The sequence below is a fragment of the Lentzea sp. NBRC 105346 genome, from assembly GCF_030269605.1.
In the GTDB taxonomy this organism is placed as follows: Bacteria; Actinomycetota; Actinomycetes; order Mycobacteriales; family Pseudonocardiaceae; genus Lentzea.
The window spans coordinates 1-16,975 of record NZ_BSTQ01000007.1; the positions used below are offsets into that span (position 1 = coordinate 1).

The 16,975-nt window shown below is 68.8% G+C and carries 19 protein-coding genes; 4 read left to right on the plus strand and 15 right to left on the minus strand.

What is annotated here, in order from left to right; all coding sequences use genetic code 11:
• Window positions 1-481 precede the first annotated feature (481 nt).
• A complete protein-coding gene (locus QSK35_RS16510; RefSeq protein WP_285746982.1) occupies window positions 482-1,681 on the minus strand; it encodes a winged helix-turn-helix domain-containing protein in 1,200 nt (399 codons plus the stop codon).
• A 41-nt stretch (window positions 1,682-1,722) separates the two neighbouring features.
• Window positions 1,723-2,190 (minus strand): Uma2 family endonuclease, encoded by a 468-nt coding sequence (locus QSK35_RS16515; protein WP_285746984.1) that lies wholly within the window; start codon window positions 2,188-2,190, stop codon window positions 1,723-1,725.
• A gap of 141 nt (window positions 2,191-2,331) precedes the next feature.
• On the opposite strand from QSK35_RS16515, the gene QSK35_RS16520 reads away from it, so the two are divergent.
• Window positions 2,332-2,871, plus strand: a complete 540-nt coding sequence (locus tag QSK35_RS16520) for a GNAT family N-acetyltransferase (RefSeq protein ID WP_285746986.1) — start codon at window positions 2,332-2,334, stop codon at window positions 2,869-2,871.
• 24 nt (window positions 2,872-2,895) lie between these two features.
• On the plus strand, window positions 2,896-3,390 hold the full coding sequence (locus QSK35_RS16525; RefSeq protein WP_285746987.1) for an SNARE-associated domain-containing protein: 495 nt from the start codon (window positions 2,896-2,898) through the stop codon (window positions 3,388-3,390).
• A 168-nt stretch (window positions 3,391-3,558) separates the two neighbouring features.
• Here the strand turns inward: QSK35_RS16525 and QSK35_RS16530 are convergent, their stop codons facing one another.
• Entirely contained in the window at window positions 3,559-4,410 is an 852-nt protein-coding gene (locus QSK35_RS16530; protein ID WP_285746989.1) for an SRPBCC family protein, read from the minus strand.
• On the minus strand, window positions 4,310-5,011 hold the full coding sequence (locus QSK35_RS16535) for a DUF4386 domain-containing protein (RefSeq protein ID WP_285746991.1): 702 nt from the start codon (window positions 5,009-5,011) through the stop codon (window positions 4,310-4,312). The genes QSK35_RS16530 and QSK35_RS16535 overlap by 101 nt, the downstream gene beginning before the upstream one ends.
• 47 nt (window positions 5,012-5,058) lie before the next feature.
• On the opposite strand from QSK35_RS16535, the gene QSK35_RS16540 reads away from it, so the two are divergent.
• Window positions 5,059-5,712, plus strand: coding sequence for a TetR/AcrR family transcriptional regulator (locus QSK35_RS16540; protein ID WP_285746993.1), 654 nt, complete (start codon window positions 5,059-5,061; stop codon window positions 5,710-5,712).
• On the opposite strand, the gene QSK35_RS16545 is transcribed toward QSK35_RS16540, so the two are convergent.
• The 10 genes from QSK35_RS16545 to QSK35_RS16590 all read right to left on the minus strand — a co-directional run bounded on the left by QSK35_RS16545 (window position 5,709) and on the right by QSK35_RS16590 (window position 15,364).
• Window positions 5,709-6,146, minus strand: coding sequence for a hypothetical protein (locus QSK35_RS16545; RefSeq protein ID WP_285746995.1), 438 nt, complete (start codon window positions 6,144-6,146; stop codon window positions 5,709-5,711). The genes QSK35_RS16540 and QSK35_RS16545 overlap by 4 nt on opposite strands.
• Entirely contained in the window at window positions 6,143-6,886 is a 744-nt protein-coding gene (gene dapB, locus QSK35_RS16550) for a 4-hydroxy-tetrahydrodipicolinate reductase (RefSeq protein ID WP_285746998.1), read from the minus strand. Before dapB ends, QSK35_RS16545 begins: the two co-directional genes overlap by 4 nt.
• Window positions 6,883-8,280, minus strand: a complete 1,398-nt coding sequence (locus tag QSK35_RS16555; RefSeq protein ID WP_285747000.1) for a M16 family metallopeptidase — start codon at window positions 8,278-8,280, stop codon at window positions 6,883-6,885. Before QSK35_RS16555 ends, dapB begins: the two co-directional genes overlap by 4 nt.
• A 2-nt stretch (window positions 8,281-8,282) precedes the next feature.
• Window positions 8,283-10,523: a polyribonucleotide nucleotidyltransferase gene (locus QSK35_RS16560; protein WP_285747002.1), complete on the minus strand. Its 2,241-nt coding sequence runs from the start codon at window positions 10,521-10,523 to the stop codon at window positions 8,283-8,285.
• 223 nt (window positions 10,524-10,746) lie between these two features.
• Complete coding sequence (gene rpsO, locus QSK35_RS16565) at window positions 10,747-11,016, minus strand: 30S ribosomal protein S15 (protein WP_285747004.1); 270 nt, start codon at window positions 11,014-11,016, stop codon at window positions 10,747-10,749.
• Between the two features lie 135 nt (window positions 11,017-11,151).
• Complete coding sequence (locus QSK35_RS16570) at window positions 11,152-11,592, minus strand: 2'-5' RNA ligase family protein (protein WP_285747006.1); 441 nt, start codon at window positions 11,590-11,592, stop codon at window positions 11,152-11,154.
• Window positions 11,589-12,062 carry a helix-turn-helix domain-containing protein gene (locus tag QSK35_RS16575; RefSeq protein WP_285747008.1) on the minus strand — a complete coding sequence of 158 codons (474 nt, stop codon included), beginning with the start codon at window positions 12,060-12,062 and terminating at the stop codon, window positions 11,589-11,591. The genes QSK35_RS16570 and QSK35_RS16575 overlap by 4 nt, the downstream gene beginning before the upstream one ends.
• An 87-nt stretch (window positions 12,063-12,149) precedes the next feature.
• Window positions 12,150-13,082 (minus strand): bifunctional riboflavin kinase/FAD synthetase, encoded by a 933-nt coding sequence (locus tag QSK35_RS16580; RefSeq protein WP_285747010.1) that lies wholly within the window; start codon window positions 13,080-13,082, stop codon window positions 12,150-12,152.
• A 51-nt stretch (window positions 13,083-13,133) separates the two neighbouring features.
• Window positions 13,134-14,021, minus strand: coding sequence for a tRNA pseudouridine(55) synthase TruB (gene truB, locus QSK35_RS16585; protein WP_285747012.1), 888 nt, complete (start codon window positions 14,019-14,021; stop codon window positions 13,134-13,136).
• An 11-nt stretch (window positions 14,022-14,032) separates the two neighbouring features.
• The gene (locus QSK35_RS16590; RefSeq protein ID WP_285747014.1) at window positions 14,033-15,364 is read right to left on the minus strand and encodes an MFS transporter; all 1,332 of its coding nucleotides are present in this window, start codon (window positions 15,362-15,364) and stop codon (window positions 14,033-14,035) included.
• 146 nt (window positions 15,365-15,510) lie between these two features.
• On the opposite strand from QSK35_RS16590, the gene QSK35_RS16595 reads away from it, so the two are divergent.
• Window positions 15,511-15,684, plus strand: a complete 174-nt coding sequence (locus tag QSK35_RS16595; RefSeq protein ID WP_285747016.1) for a hypothetical protein — start codon at window positions 15,511-15,513, stop codon at window positions 15,682-15,684.
• Here QSK35_RS16595 and QSK35_RS16600 read toward each other — a convergent pair.
• A complete protein-coding gene (locus QSK35_RS16600) occupies window positions 15,674-16,966 on the minus strand; it encodes an MATE family efflux transporter (RefSeq protein ID WP_285747018.1) in 1,293 nt (430 codons plus the stop codon). The two genes, QSK35_RS16595 and QSK35_RS16600, sit on opposite strands and share 11 nt — an antisense overlap.
• Window positions 16,967-16,975: the final 9 nt, after the last annotated feature.

Sequence of the window (16,975 nt, forward strand, 5' to 3'; positions counted from 1 at the left end):
CATCGCAGGCGAAGCCCTGCCGCATCCGAGACCCCAGGTCAAGCACGCTTTTCGCTTGACCTGGGGTCTCGGATGCGGCTGCCTCAGGTGCGATGCGACGGGAGGGGCCCACCACCCCAACGCAACCCACTACGAAACCGGACCCCAGGGAGGGCCCCTCTTTGAGCTGAGCCGGGGTCCGGGGCGGAGCCCCGAGCAGTAAAAGGCGACCACGCACGAAACCGGCAGCCAAGGCGCAACCACGCACCCAACCGGCAGCCAAGGAAGTCAGCGCGTCACACGACGCAACCCACCACACAAGCCGCCGCGTCAACACAAACGCAAGCCGACCGACAGCGCCACGGCCCCAACAATCCCGGCCCCCGCTCGGCGCCCCGCCTCCCGCTCCACGCGAGTCCTCAGCTCAGCCCCGGCGAGTCCGCACCTCAGCCCCGCGCGAGCCCACCCAGCCCCGCGAGCCGTACCTTCCCGCCCCCGAGCCTCAAGCCACGGCGGCAAGCTCAGCCGCCAGGTCCCCCCGCCCATTCACCACAACCCCGGACAACTCCAACCAAGAGGCCATGAGCCGCAACTCCTCCCCCAACTCCACCGCAACCCGAGCCCGATCAACCCCGTCCTCCGCGAACGCCCCCTGAACCCGCAGCACCCCAGCCGCCCGATCAGCCTTCAAATCCACCCGAGCAACCAGGTGACCGTCCAACAGGAACGGAAACACGTAGTACCCGTGAACCCGCCGAGCCTCAGGCACATAAATCTCGATGCGGTACCGGAACCCGAAGATCCGCTCAGTACGAGCCCGCTCCCAGATCAACGGATCAAAGGGACACAACAGAGCCCGCCCACGAACCTGCCGAGGCGTCCGCGCAGAAACGTGCCGATAGGCGGGAGCCTTCCAGCCATCAACAGAAACGGGCTCCAACACCCCATCCGCCACCAACGAAGCCACCGCCGCCTGACTACGGCGTGGATCAAGCCGGTAGTAGTCCCGCAGATCAGGCTCAGTAGCCACCCCAAGCGCCACAGCAGCGCGGGTCACCAACGCCTGGGCACCCTCCTCAGCAGACACCTCACGGGACAAGACCGAGGGCGGCAGCACACGTTCGGACAGGTCGTAGAGGCGCTCGAACCCCTTACGAGTACCGGTGGTCAGAACGCCCAGCCCGAAGAAGTACTCGCAGAGCCGCTTAACCTCCGAACGATCCCACCAAGGACCACGGGACCGCTGCGACTCCTGCAACAGAGCCCGCTCCAGCGGCCCAGCGCCGATCGGGCCGAGCTCCTTAACGGCGGCCAGCAGCTCGTCACCCAGCCCCGGTTCGTCCTCCAAAAGGTGGGCGTAATGCCGCCACCACCCAGGTTTCTTGGCGCCGGAACGCAACAGCGGCCAGTCCTCCACCGGAATCAGGCTCGCCTCGTGCGCCCAAGACTCCACCAGCATGCGCGGTTTGCGGGCGGTGTGAGACCAGGCCGCGTCGTCGAGCAGCGACGGCGAGTAGGCGCCGAGCCTGCTGAACAACGGCATGTAGTGCGCGCGCACGGCGACGTTCACCGAGTCGAGCTGGATCAGCTGGACTCGGGACATGACTCGCTGCAGGTGACGCCGGCCCGGCGCCGAGACAGGTCGGGGGTCGGCGAAGCCCTGCGCCGCCAACGCGGTTCGGCGGGCAACATCCGCGCTCATCGTCTGCACGGGACGGATGTTGCCACGACTGTCCGACAATTTCAGGAAAAGCGCACGTCAGACAGGGCGCAGACGCCCGTCGGCACGTAGCGGCCGGTGTCCAGGACGTGGGTTTGCACCGAGTTCTCCTCCACGCGCCAGTAGTGCGGGATGCGGGCGCGCGCGTAGGCGTTGGTGATCGACGGGTTGGTGCCGACGATCTCGACCACCAGGAGGACCGAGGCGCCTGACACGAACCGCTCCGTCAGCGGGACGTCCGCGCCGAAGACCACCAGGTCCGGGCACAGGTAGTCGAGCGGGTTGTCGGCCAGCAACAACGGGACACGCGTTTCCAGTTGCCACGCGTCGGGCAGTTGGGTCTCCAGTGCGGACGCCAGGCGACGGATGATCCTTTGGTGGACCGGCAACGGGTTCGCGCGCACCAGTGGAGCGCCGTCTAGCACCTCCACCGCACAGTCCTCGGGCAACGCCGAGAGGTCCGCGAGCGTCCATGCTGTCTGTTTGGACATGAACAAAAACCCTAACCGACGAAGGTCGGCATGCGGAGATCACGATCGGGGGGTGTTGCGGATCGGTTGCGGCAAAAGGACTTCCCGGTATGAACGGGATCACTGCGACAAGCCCGCAGTGCCATCCACTAGGTTTCCGGCATGGCCGACGCCGGCGTCCACGCCGCCACTCCCGACGACGTTCCCGAGATCACCCGCATCCACCGGGACACGTGGCGCGCGGTGTACGCGGATCTCCTTCCGGCCGAGGTCCTGGAGGGTCTCGACGCCGGACCGGCGTGGCAGGAGGCCGTGGACCACGGCGGGGTCTTCGTCGCGACCGAAGGCGAGTGGACCGTCGGCTTCATCGTCGCCGGGGCCGCTCCGGAGGAAGAAGTGGCGAAGGCGGACGGATCGCTGCCCGAGGACGCCGCCACCACCGCCCTCGTCAGCGTGCTCGTCGAACCACGGTGGAGCCGGCGCGGCCACGGCGCCCGCCTCGTCGCCACCGCGGCCGAAGCGCTCAAGAAAGAAGGGGCCACCCGCGGCATCGCGTGGATTCCGGAGGCGGACCGCGCGGCCAAGGCGTTCTATGAACGACTGGGCTGGATGCCGGACGGCACGGTACGCACTTTGGACGCGGGCGGGCGACCGTTGCGTGAAGTGAGAGTGACCGGAGAGCTGTCGATAAGACTCGGCTGATGTGAGGTTGGTAGCCTCGGCCGGGTGATTGCCTGGGTGGCACTGACCTTCGGCATCGCCTTGGGCTCAGCGATCATTCCGCTCATCAGCATCGAGCTGTTCGTGCTGGGCCTGGCGACGCAACAGACGGGAATGACCTGCTGGCTCGTCGGCGCTGCCGTCGCGGCCGGGCAGGTCATCGGCAAGCTGCTCTACTTTTACGCCGCCCGTGGCGATCTGCACCTGCCGAAGTTCCTGCAGCGCAAGAAGAAGGAACGCGACCCGGACAAGCCGAAGTCACGCTGGCAGCGCTGGATGGAGTGGGTGCGCGACCGCTGCCACCGGCACCCGCACTGGATGTTCGGCACGCATGCGGTGAGTTCTGTGGTCGGCCTGCCGCCGTTCATGGCGACGAGCGTGCTCGCGGGGTTCTCGGGCATGTCGACCACATTGTTCGTGACGACCAGCACGGTCGGCCGCTTCGCCCGGTTCAGCCTGCTGGCCGCCTCACCCGCGATGTTCGCGGGCTGGATCGCCTAACCGAGTACGAGCGACGCGGTCACGGCGGCGACGATGACGAGGCAGGCGACGGTGAGTTTGGCATTGTCCGGCACGACCCTTAACGTATCGAGCGCGCGCCGGACAATCCAAAGCGCAAACGGGTGAAAGCCGAATGATCTAGCTCTCACGGTTACGAAATACCCGCGATTATTCAACACCCAGCGGAACTGTCACGAACAGCGACCGCCAGTCGGCGTACTCCAGGAACCGCCGCAGCTCGGCGAACCCGGCCAGCCATCCCAGCCACGACCCGAAGTGCGCCGGCCCGAACCCGTTCTGCACGAACGTCACCCGCGTCCCGCCGCCGGAACCCGCGAGCTCCCACGAGGCCACCATGCCGCCCTCGTCCCACGAGGCGACCAGCGAGCGCCCCGGTGCGAACGAGACGATCTTCGCCGGCGACGGGTCGTTCTCCAGGCCACCCATGGCGAACCGGCCGCCGACGAACGGCTCGATGCCGATCTCGGTACCGAACCACCGGCTGAACTTCTCCGGATCGGTCAACGCGTCGAAAACGTCCGCCGGCGCGGCACCGATGTCGACGACGGCACGCATCTCGGACGCGGTGAAGTCCGCCCGCGGCGTCAACGGCCGGCCCTCGACGTGGTCGACCAGGTTCGCCAGCGACAACGCCCAGAACGTGTGCAGCACGCCGCGGATCGTGGTGGCGCGAGCGGCCTCGTGCCAGCCGGGAAAACCCGTCTGCGACAACGAAATGATCGTCTCGCCGTCCAACGAAGCCAACGAGAACTCGAGCACGGTCTCCACACCGTCGAGCAGCCACGCGACCCGCACGGTGTGGTCGTCGACGTGTAACGGCCGCTGATGCGGCGCATCCCCCTCGGGTGTGTAGCGACCCCAGAACCCATACGTGCCAGGCAGTTCGACGGCAGCGTGCTCAGCGAGCCACGCGCGCAGTTCCCCCGCGTCGGTCAGCGCCCGGTGCACCCGCTCGAGCGGGGCCTGGGCGCGCGCCTTCAGCGTCAACGTCTCGCTCATGCGACGAGGTTCTCGAAGGTCGGTCGGAGATCGATCCGGAACCGCTCGACCGAAAAGCGAGCACCAGCAGCCAGACGCTCCACGCGAGGTAGCCGGCGAAGTTGACCAGCCCCAACGCCGGAACCACGCCGCTCGCGATCATCACCGCGGACACCACGCCCAGCCACTTGAGAAAACCCTTCAACCGCCAGGCGATCGCGGCCGTCCATGCCGCGGTGAACAGGTACCCGAGCGTCTCTCCCACGATCACGCCCAGCACGAGGTTGAGCGTGTGGAACGTCGACACGTCGGTCAGGTGCGGCACGACGAGCGGCCACCGGAGCAGCCCGACGACCTGCACCGCAGCGGCAAGAATGCCGAGCCAGGCGGTGCGCCGGTCCACCAGCCACGCGATCGGCGCCAGCAACGCAGCGCCCAACGCCAGCAGGGCGAACTCGGCCCCGATCACCCCGGCGTCGGCCTGGAACCGAGCCATTGCGTCTGGATACCGCAGCACGGCCGGATAGTCGAAAGAGGCGCCGAGCAGGACGAACGCCACGTTCGCCGCGACCACGGCCGCGACCATCAACCCACGAGCAGATCTCTGTACGGTGTACAACATTCTTCGAGTCTGTACGCTGTACAGAGATCGAGTCAAGAGGGAGTGCCGTGAAACCTGGCCCGAAGCGCTCGCTGTCCGGCGACGTGATCGTCACCGCCGCGCTGAAGTTGCTCGACGAACGCGGTGGCGACGCCGTGTCGGTGCGCAGCATCGCGAGTGAGGTCGGCGTGGCGCCGAACGCGATCTACACGTACTTCCCGGACAAGGTGGCCGTGCTGCGGGCCGTGGTCGACCGCCTGATCGGCGAGCAGAGCCTCGACGTGCTCGCGGATACCGGAATCCCTTGGCGGCAACGGATTCACGAGGTCGGGCTCGGGTTGCGCAAACGGCTGCTCGACCACCCCGGTGCCACCAAGCTGCTGCTGGGCGCACCCATGGACGGACCGAGGGCGCTGGAGTTCGGCGAACGGCTGCTCGATCTGCTGGCCGAGGTCGGACTGTCCCAAGAGGACGCGGCGCGCGCGTCCTACCTGTTGATCGTCTACATGCTGGGGTCGATCGCGTTGGAGGCCGCGGAACTCGACCCGAAGATGCCCGCGCCACCCGAGAAAGAGCGGATCAACACCCGCAGAAAAGCCTTCGAAGCCGTTCCACCGCAAGTGTTTCCGCGCACTGCGGCCAGCACGGAGGTGATGGCCGCCTACATCTCGACCGAGCAGTACGTCTGGGGCCTCGACCGAGTGCTCGACGGCCTGAGCTAGGAGTGCAGCTCGATGGCCCGTCGCATGGTCTCGCGAGCCCGCCGGCGGTCGCCCGCGATGTCGTACGCGTGGGCGAGCCGGAACCAGGCACGCCAGTCCTCCGGCGTCGCCTCGACCTCGGCGCGGCGGTCCTCGAACCACGCGTCGGCGGCGTCGCGGTCGACGCGGCCGGAGGGACGGCGCGGCAGCGCGGACGTGTCGGGCAGGCCGCCCTGGTCCGCCAGCTCCCGCGCCATCTTCTCCGTCTGCCAGCCGAACCTGAGGTTCGTCCAGGCGATCCACACGCCGATCAACGGCAGCAGCAGGACGCCGATGCCGAGCGCGATCCCGACCGGCTCACCCGTGCCGATCAACAGCACCCCGCGCTGGCCGAGCAGCACGAAGTAGACCACCAGGCAGGCGGTCAGGATCAGTGCGGTGACGCGAGTGTTCACAGGTCCATGAACGTGTCGAGCCCGACGCTGAGACCGGGGTGGGTCAGGATCTCCCGCACCGCCAGCAGCACACCCGGCATGAACGACTTGCGGTCCAGCGAGTCGTGCCGGATGGTCAGCGTCTCGCCCTCGGCGCCGAACACGACCTCCTGGTGGGCGATCATGCCGGTGATCCGCAACGAGTGGACGCGCACGTCGTCGACGGAGGTGCCGCGGGCACCGGGCGCCTCCTCCGTGGTGGCGTCCGGCATCGGGCCGACGCCCGCGGCCTTGCGGGCCTGGGCGATCAGCCGCGCGGTGTGCGCGGCGGTGCCCGACGGGGCGTCCACCTTGCGCGGGTGGTGCAGCTCGATGACCTCGGCCGACTCGTAGTACTTCGCGGCGATCGAAGCGAAGCGCATCGACAGCACGGCACCGATCGCGAAGTTCGGCGCGATCAGCACACCGACCGACGGCTTGTCCTCGAGCCACGACGCGACCGTGGCGAGCCGCTCCTCGGAGAACCCGGTCGTGCCGACGACGGAGTGGATCCCGTTGTCGACGCAGAACCTGAGGTTGTCCATCACCACGTGCGGCTGCGTGAAGTCGACGACGACCTCGGCGCCCGCGTCCGTCAGCGCCGACAACGGGTCGCCCGCGTCGACCTGCGCCACGAGCTCCATGTCCGGTGCGCCCTCGACGGCCCGGACCACCTCGGCGCCCATGCGGCCCCGAGCGCCGAGCACTCCGACGCGGATCATGCAATCACCTCGTGCACCTGAGAAGGAAGATCGTCGGCGTGATCGTATGGCCCGACCACGGCCGCGGCGACGGGACGGCGGAACAGATCACGTGCGAGCGACGCCACTTCGTCCGCGGTGACCGCGTCGATGCGCGCCAGGGTCTGCTCCACGCTGAGGTGGTCGCCGTAGTTCAGCTCGCTCTTGCCGATGCGCGACATGCGGGAGCTCGTGTCCTCGAGACCGAGGACGAGCGCGCCACGCAGCTGTCCCTTGCCGCGCGCCACCTCCGCGTCGCTGATGCCGTGCTTGGCGACGTCGGACAGCACCTCGCGCACGACGCCGGCGACATCGCCGAGGCGGTCCGGCTGGCAGCCCGCGTACACCGAGAGCGTGCCCGTGTCCGCGTACAGGCCGGCCGAGGAGTACACCTGGTACGCCAGGCCGCGCCGTTCCCGGACCTCCTGGAACAGCCGCGAGCTCATGCCACCGCCGATCGCGGCGTTGAGGACGTTCATCGCGAACCGGCGCTCGTCGTGCCGGTCCAGCCCGCGCACGCCGAGCATCAGGTGAGCCTGCTCGGTGTCGTCGGTGTGCAGCACCAGCTTGCGGTTTCCGGGGATGCGGGCCCGTCCGGTCCGCGGCGCGACGGCCGTGCCCGTGCGGGACAGCCGCTCGCCGATCGCCTTGCGCGCCAACCGCATCACGTGCGCGTGCTCGATGTTGCCCGCGACCGCGAGCACCATGCGCGGCAACGTGTAACGCTTGCGGTAGAACGTGTACAGCGCGTCGCGGTCCATGTCCTGAATGGACTTCTCGGTGCCCAGCACCGGACGTCCCAGGGCGTGCCCGCCGAGCAGCGCCTCGATGAACGCGTCGTGCAGCAGGTCTTCCGCGTCGTCGTCGCGCATCGCGATCTCTTCGAGCACGACACCGCGTTCGGTCTCGAAGTCACGCGGCCCGCACACCGCGTCGAACACCACGTCGCACACAAGGTCCATGGCCAGCGCCAGGTCCTCGTCGAGCACGTGCGCGTAGTAGCAGGTGTGTTCCTTCGCGGTGAACGCGTTCAGCTCGCCGCCGACCGCGTCGATCTCCTCGGCGATGCCCTTGGCGGTGCGCCGCGCGGTGCCCTTGAACAGCAGGTGTTCCAGGTAGTGCGCCGCACCCGCGACCTCGGGGCGCTCGTCGCGCGACCCGACCTGCACCCACAGCCCGACCGACGCCGAGCGCACGCTCGGAATGCGTTCGGTGATCACGCGCAGGCCCGAGGGCAGCATGCTGCGCCGCACCTCGGAGCCCTCGGAACGCTCCAGCACCACGGTGCTGCCGGGCCGCTGCAGGTGCCCCAACCGTCCAGTACGCGGACGGCCGCGGGTGGAAGCACCCGCGGCCGTCGCCTTTGTTTCCGTCACGATCACTGCGCGGGGGTCGCCTCGGGAGCCTCGGCAGCCTCAGCGGCAGGCGCCTCGGTCTTCTTCTCGGCGTCCTCTTCGTTGACCACGATGAGGCTGATCTTGCCGCGCTGGTCGATGTCGGCGATCTCGACGCGGAGCTTGTCGCCGACCTTGACGACGTCCTCCACCTTCGCGATGCGCTTGCCGTTCCCCAGCTTGGAGATGTGGACGAGACCGTCCTTGCCGGGCAGCAGCGAGACGAACGCGCCGAACGCCGCGGTCTTCACCACGGTGCCCAGGAAGCGCTCGCCGACCTTCGGCAGCTGCGGGTTCGCGATCGCGTTGATCATGCCGATCGCGGCCTCGGCCGACGGGCCGTCCGCCGCGCCGACGTAGATCGTGCCGTCGTCCTCGATGGAGATGTCGGCACCGGTCTGCTCGGTGATCGAGTTGATCATCTTGCCCTTCGGGCCGATGACCTCGCCGATCTTGTCGGTCGGGATCTTGACCGACGTGACGCGCGGCGCGAAGGCGCTCATCTCGTCCGGGCGGTCGATGGCCTCGGCCATGACCTCCAGGATCGTGTAACGGGCGTCGCGGGCCTGGCCGAGAGCCTGCGCGAGGACCTCGGACGGGATGCCGTCGAGCTTCGTGTCGAGCTGCAGCGCGGTCACGAACTCCTTGGTGCCGGCGACCTTGAAGTCCATGTCGCCGAACGCGTCCTCGGCACCGAGGATGTCGGTCAGCGCCACGTACTCGGTCTTGCCGTCGACCTCGTCGGAGACGAGCCCCATGGCGATACCGGACACCGGCGCCTTCAGCGGCACACCGGCGTTGAGCAGCGACATGGTCGACGCGCAGACGGAGCCCATCGACGTCGAGCCGTTGGAGCCCAGCGCCTCGGAGACCTGGCGGATCGCGTACGGGAACTCGTCGCGCTTCGGCAGGACCGGCATGAGAGCGCGCTCGGCGAGCGCGCCGTGGCCGATCTCGCGGCGCTTCGGCGAACCGACGCGGCCCGTCTCACCGGTGGAGTAGGGCGGGAAGTTGTAGTGGTGCAGGTACCGCTTGTGCGTCTCCGGGGAGAGCGAGTCGATCTGCTGCTCCATGCGCAGCATGTTCAGCGTGGTGACACCCAGGATCTGGGTCTCGCCGCGCTCGAACAGCGCCGAGCCGTGCGTCCGCGGGATCACAGCGACCTCGGCGCCGAGGTCACGGATGTCCGTGACGCCACGGCCGTCGATGCGGACCTTGTCGCGCAGGATGCGCTGGCGGACCAGCTTCTTGGTCAGCGAGCGGAACGCGGCGCCGACCTCCTTCTCGCGACCCTCGAACTGCTCGGCGAGCTTCTCCAGCGTCGCCGCCTTGATCTCGTCGAGCTTCTCCTCGCGCTCCTGCTTGCCCGCGATGGTCAGCGCCTGAGCGAGCTCGCCGGACGCGGCCTGCTCGACGGCCTCGAAGGCGTCGGCCTGGTAGGCCGGGTACGTCGGGTACTCGCCGGTCTCCTTGGCGGCGACCTGCGCGAGCTGCGCCTGCGCCTCGCAGAGGACCTTGATGAACGGCTTGGCGGCCTCCAGACCCGAGGCGACGACCTCCTCGGTGGGGGCGGTGGCGCCCTCGCCGATCAGGTCGATCACGTTCTCGGTGGCCTCGGCCTCGACCATCATGATCGCGACGTCGTCACCGACGATGCGGCCCGCGACGACCATGTCGAACACGGCCTTCTCGAGCTGCTCGTGGGTCGGGAACGCCACCCACTGGCCCTCGATCAGCGCGACGCGGACGCCGCCGATCGGGCCGGAGAACGGCAGGCCCGCGAGCTGCGTGGACGCGGACGCGGCGTTGATCGCCACGACGTCGTACAGGTCGGCCGGGTTCAGGCTCATCACCGTGATGACGACCTGGATCTCGTTGCGCAGGCCGTCCACGAAGGACGGACGCAGCGGCCGGTCGATCAGGCGGCAGGTGAGGATCGCGTCCGTGGACGGGCGGCCCTCCCGGCGGAAGAACGAGCCGGGGATGCGGCCCGCGGCGTACATGCGCTCCTCGACATCAACCGTCAGCGGGAAGAAGTCGAACTGCTCCTTGGGGTGCTTCGACGCCGTCGTGGCGCTCAGGAGCATGGTGTCGTCGTCCAGGTAGGCGACGACGCTACCGGCGGCCTGCCTGGCCAGCCGGCCGGTCTCGAACCGGATCGTGCGAGAGCCGAACCGGCCGTTGTCGATAACGGCGGTCGCCTCGTGGACCTCGATGTCCGTCATTTACTTGTGACTCCTCGTCTTTTGGGCACACGCACACGCCTTGACGAGGCCGGTCTTCGATCGAAGTCCCCTGGACTCCTGCTGCCAGGGGGCCACTACCGAGGACCGGCGAACTGCTCGCGTGAGCGTGTTCCCTGTTTCCTCTTTTCAGCCAGGGCTCTGTATACACCTGGCTGTAAGCCGAGGGGGAGTGACCACTCCGGTCACTCCCCCTCGGCAAGTATCACCTGCGCAGACCGAGGCGCTGGATCAGCGCGCGGTAGCGGTTGATGTCCACCTTGGTCAGGTAGTTCAGCAGACGGCGGCGACGGCCGACCATCAGCAGAAGACCACGGCGGGAGTGGTGGTCGTGCTTGTGCTGCTTCAGGTGCTCCGTGAGGTCAGCGATGCGCTTGCTCAGCAGGGCGACCTGGGCCTCGGTGGAGCCGGTGTCGCTGTCGTGCAGCCCGTACTCGCCGAGAATGGACTTCTTCTGCTCAGTGGTCAGTGCCACTTGGTGTTTCTCCTTGTATCGGTTCCGTGCGGCCCCGCGTCAGGTCTTCCGGACCGGGGTAGTCGGTACTGGCCGCCACGGAACGCAGCCAGACCCAACTGGAAAGGTTATCAGGCGTCCTCGCGGACGGCCCCCTCACGTGCGCAAGCCCACCCGCGCGATGGGCACGTAGGCGCCTTCGTGGCTGCTCATGAGGACGGCTTCGGTCGCCGTCCAGGTGGCACTCGTGAAGTCCGGCATGGGCTGTTTCCGATAGCCCCGCGCGATCGTCAGGTGCGCCTGCCAATTCTCATCGGAGCCGGCGGCTTGGGCCAAGTCATTTAATCGACCTTCGACTCCGGCCCACAGGATGCCGCCTTTGAACGACCCGAAACCGTGCAGTTTGAGGGTCGGCGCGGGCTGCTCCTTGAGGGCGTGGAAGCGCCTCAGGTCGGCCCGCTCACCGTGGAAGCACAGCGTGACGTGCCACTTCTCGCGCTTCACCCAGCGAAGTCGCATGGAGCGGTCGAGCACCGCGTCCAGTTCACGGACCACCTCTTCGGGTGGAAAGAGCGCGGTGAAGAGCCGGGGCTTCACCTAGAGCGGCCGGCCTTGCGGAGCAGGTCGGCGATGTGCGGGAAGTCCTCGCTGAGCATGTCGGCGGCCTGGACCAGCTCGGCGCGGTCCGCGACGCTGCGCAGCACGAGCAGGCCGGAGGCCTCGTCGCCGTTCACGGGCAGTGAGTCCCGCGACACGGTCGGCTTCGACTCGCGCACGTCGTCGAGCGCGCGCTGCAACGCCTCGGGCGCGCCGGTGGCGACGTCCGGCGTGAGCACCTTGCGCTCCAACATGATCATGCGCGCGAGCACGGCCGGGTTGCCGATCTTGGCCCGCCTGCCGCTCATCACCTGGCTGAGCATCGGGGCGCTGATCCCCAGGACGTCGGCCAGCTGCGCCTGCGACACGTTGAAGGCCACGACCAGCCGGCGCACCCGGTCGCCGAGCGGTTCGCCGTACCACTCGCGCTGCAACGCAAGGTTGCGCTGAACGATCTTGTGGTCCTCCACCTTCGCCTCTCCCGTAGCCCGGTGTCGTCCGCCCAGCATCCTGCCAGCCGCAGGCGTCCGGATGTGCGGTTTCGCCTGATATGACGGTCAGGACCGATCGAGCAGTTCCCTCGTTCGGTCTACATCCCGGTGCATTTCCGTCAGCAATGCCTCGATGGAGTCGAACCGTTCCATCTCGCGGAGCCGTTCGACGAAGTCGAGCGACACCCGCTGACCGTAGTAGTCCTCGTCCACGTCGAGCACGAACGCCTCGACCCGGCGTTCGCGCCCGGAGAAGGTCGGGTTCGTACCCACGCTGACGGCGGCCTTGAGCTGCTTGCCGCGCGAGTCGGTGAACCAGCACGCGTACACCCCGTCCGCGGGCACAGCGGCGAACTTGGGCGTGGACAGGTTCGCCGTCGGAAACCCGAGCTCCTTACCCCGCCCGTCCCCGCGCACCACGATGCCCTCGAGCCGGTGCGGCCGGCCGAGCGCCTCCGCCGCCGCCGTGACGTCCCCGGCGTCGATGCACGCGCGGATGTAGGTCGACGAGTACGTCACCTCGTCCGCGGTGACCAGGTCCGCCCCCTCGGTGACGAACCCGAACCGGTGCCCGAGCGTTTTCAGCAGCTCGACGTTGCCCGCGGCCTTGTGCCCGAAGGTGAAGTTCTCCCCCACCACGACCGCGGCCGCGTGCATCCGCTCGACCAGCACCTCGTGCACGAACTCGTCCGCGGGCATCCGCGACATCTCGACCGTGAACGGCAGCACGCAGAAGTGGTCGACGCCGAGCTGCTCGACCAGCTCGGCCCGCCGCCGCAACGTCGTGAGCTGCGCCGGGTGGCTGCCGGGCCGCACCACCTCGCTCGGGTGCGGGTCGAACGTCATCAGCACGCACGGCACGTGCCGCTGGCGGGCCAGCTCGACGGCCCGGCTGATCAGGGCCTGATGGCCTTTGTGGACACCGTCGAAGACGCCGATGGTGACGACGCACCGGCCCCAGCCGCCTGGTAGATGATCGAGTCCGCGCCAGCGTTGCACGGCGATCAGCCTACGTTGAAGGCGTCTCGTCTGGCGCGCTCCGGTCCGCTCTCAGCCAGCCGGGCTCAGCACGACGACCGGTTTCGCCACCTTGCCCTCGTCCTTCACCAGCGCGATCACGTGCCCGTCCGGCCCAAAAACGCCGTAAGTCCCGTCGAACCCACCAGCAGGCAACCGCTGCCCGTGCGACAGAGCGGCCGCCTCCAGCGGGTCGATCTCCCGCCGCGGGAACGCCGTGGCCACGGCGGCGTCGAGGTCCAGCGACAGCTCCGGAGTGGCCTCCAGCTGCTCCAACGTCCGCGCGACCCGCAGGTCGAACGGCCCGACCCTGGTGCGCCGCAAGGCCCCGAGGTGCCCGCCGACGCCCAGACCAGCGCCGAGGTCACGCGCGAGAGCGCGCACGTAAGTGCCGGAGGAGCACTCGACCATCACGTCGAGCTCGGTGGACTTGTCGAGCCGCCGCACCATCAGCACGTCGAACCGGTGCACGGTCACCGGACGAGGTGGAATCTCCACGGTCTCACCGGCCCGAACGCGCGCGTAGGCCCGCTTGCCGTCGATCTTCACCGCCGACACCGCGGACGGCACCTGCTGAATGGGACCGGTCAAAGCCCTGACCCCAGCCATGATCGCGTCTTCGTCCACATCGGATGCGTCCACAGTGGACAGAATCTCGCCTTCGAGATCGTCCGTCGTGGTGGCCGCGCCGAGGCGGATCGTGGCGAGGTAGGCCTTGCTGTCCAGAGCCAGGTGGCCCAGCAGCTTCGTGGCGCGCTCGACACCGAGCACGAGCACGCCGGTGGCCATCGGGTCCAGCGTGCCCGCGTGGCCGACCTTGCGCGTGCCGAGGATGCGTCGCATCCGGGCGACGACGTCGTGCGAGGTCATGCCGTCCGGCTTGTCGACGACCACCAGACCAGGCGCAACAGGTTGCTTCACGAGCGGAGATCCTAAGCGGCGGTCGGCTGGTTCGCGGAGGCGTCCCACCGCCTGCGCCGCAGCCGCACGGGTACGGTCTCGCCACGCGCCTCGGCCGCGAACACCTCGGCCCGCGCGCGACGCCACCACACCAGCATCCGCCAGGTGCCGAGCAGCAGGACGAACGCGCACGCCAGCAGGGCGATCCGGAACGCCACGGCGGGCGCCAGGCCGGAGCAGAGATCGAGCAGCACACCGACACCGAGGGCGCCGATCGTCACCGCCGTGAACCCGCCCACGTTCACCAGACCGCTGGCGGTGGAGACCCGCTGCATCGGGTTGTAGTCGCGTGCCAGGGCGAACGCGACACCCGAGATGGGACCGCCGACGGTCAACACAAGGAACGCGACCGCGAGTATCGGCACCGGCACGACCCCACCGGGCCACAGAAGCAGCACCGTCCAGACCAGAAGAGCAGCGGCCACGAACCACCCGGCGATCGGCATCCGCAGCTCGGGCTTGCGGGAGAAGACGGCACCGATCACCGGCGACGACACGATCGCGCCGATCACCAGCAGACCGAGCATGGACGACGCCTGCTCCGGCGACATCCCCTGCGCCTGCACCAGGTACGGGAACCCCCACAGCAGGCCGAGGATCGCGGGCGTCGACATGGTCGCGAAGTGCGCCCAGAACCCGAGGCGTGTGCCGGGCACGGACCAGGCCTCGGCGACACGTCCCAGCACGCCGCGGAACGACACGGGCTCGGGAACCGGCGGTGTGACACCAACCGGCAGGTCGCGCAGCCGCCACAAAGTCACTGCCGAGTACAGCGCGGTGAAGCCGCCGGCGATCACGAACGCCCAGGTCCAGCCCCAGTGCGACAGCATGAACGTCAACGGCACGGTCGCGACCAGGTTGCCCGCGCCACCGAGCGCGGCGGTCAGCGACACGATCAGCGAGAACCGGCGGGCCGAGAAGTGCGCCGCGGCCAGACGCAGCACGCTGACGAACGTCATGGCGTCGCCGACACCGAGCACGGCACGAGCGACCAAACCGAGCGGGTACGACTCGGCGACCGCGAACAGCAGCTGCCCGGTACCCATCAGGAGCGCCGCGAGCGTGAGCACGCGGCGCGGGCCGAACCGGTCGACCAGCAACCCGGTCGGGATCTGCATGAACGCGTAGACACCGACCTGCAGGACGGTGAAGACGCCGAGCGCTGCGGGTCCTACCCCGAAACGCTCGCTGGCAGCCAGGCCGGCCACGCCGAGCGTGGAACGGTGGAAGACGGCTGCGATGTAGACGACGACGGCGGTGGTCCAGATCAGCCACGCTTGGCGGGTGGCGGAATCGGACGGCAAGGCGACACTCTCCCCAGGTCGGAGTGGTCTGACATTAGTTACATCGCCTAAACAACAACTTTGGTAACGATTGCATGCCGTGGGCTTCGACACAGCAGCCGTTCGGCGGACATCACAGCGCGCCACGTCGTGTCACCCTGTTGCGCATGGGGTCACTCGTTCGCTCGCAAACAAGACCACGCTTCGCGATCATCAAGGCCTTCGCGGCCCTGGTCGCCGTCGGATTGGCCTACCTGATCAGTCCGGTCGCCGCGATCGTCGTTGCGGTGCCGATCGTCGTCTTCCTCCTGCGCCGGGCAGTGCTGTCGATCAGGCCCTGACCGCGCCGACCACGGCCCAGTGACCGGACCGCGCACGCCACACCACGGCGGCCAGGCGCAGCACCATGAACGCCGACAGCCCGGTCCAGATCCCGGCCAGTCCCCACCCGAACGCCAGCGACGCCCACACCAGCGGCAGGAAGCCGGCGATGGCGGAGATCAGCGTCGCGTTGCGCATGAACGCCGCGTCCCCGGCGCCGAGCAGCACGCCGTCCAGCGCGAACACCACACCGGCGACCGGTTGCAGCGCGACGAAGAACCACCACGCGTGCGGGATCTCGGCGAGCACCGCGGCGTCCGTCGTGAACGCCTTCGGCAGCACTCCGGCTAGCGCCGCGAACAGCACTCCGAACGCGATCCCGGACACCAGTCCGTAGCCGGTGACCTGTCGAGCGAGTCGCTTCGCCTGGTTCTGTCGCGATGCTCCGAGCGCCGCGCCCACGAGCGACTGCGCCGCGATCGCGAGCGAGTCGAGCAGCAACGCGAGGAACGTCCACAGCTGCAGCACCACCTGGTGCGCGCCGACCGCCGCGATCGACGTCCGCGCCGCCACCGACGCGGCCGAGACGAAGCACGCCTGGAACGCCAGGCTGCGCAGCACGAGGTCACGGCCCATGCCGAGCTGCGCGCGCATCAACGACGGCACCGGCTTCAACGGCACCTTCTCGACCGCCAGCGCCTTGAGGAACAACGCGGCCGAGACGACCTGCGCCACGACGTTCGCGGCCGCCGACCCGACGAGCCCCCACCCGGCCAGGTACACCAGCGCGGGACACAGCAACGCCGACAGGCCGTTGCCGATCAGCACGTACCGCAGCGGGCGCTTCGTGTCCTGGACCCCGCGCATCCAGCCGTTGCCCGCCATCGTCACGAGGATGAACGGCGCGCCGAACAACGCGATCCGCAGCCACTGCACAGCCGCGTCCGCCACATCCCCGCTGCCCGCCAGCAACCGCGTCAGGGGACCCGCGAACAGCTGCCCGAGCAGCAACACGACCACGCCGGCGGCCAGCGCCAGCCAGGTCGCCTGCACCCCCTCCTCGACCGCGTCCCGCCGCCGACCGGCCCCGTGCAACCGGGCCGTCCGCGACGTCGTGCCGTACGACAGGAACGTCAGCTGCGTCGAGACCTGCGTCAGCACCACCCCGCCGAGCGCGAGCCCGGCGAGCGGCAACGCCCCCAGGTGCCCGACGACAGCCGTGTCGACGAGCACGTACAGCGGTTCGGCCGCGAGCACCCCCAGCGCGGGTAACGCCAGCCCCGCGATCCGGCGGGCGGGCACACCGTCGTG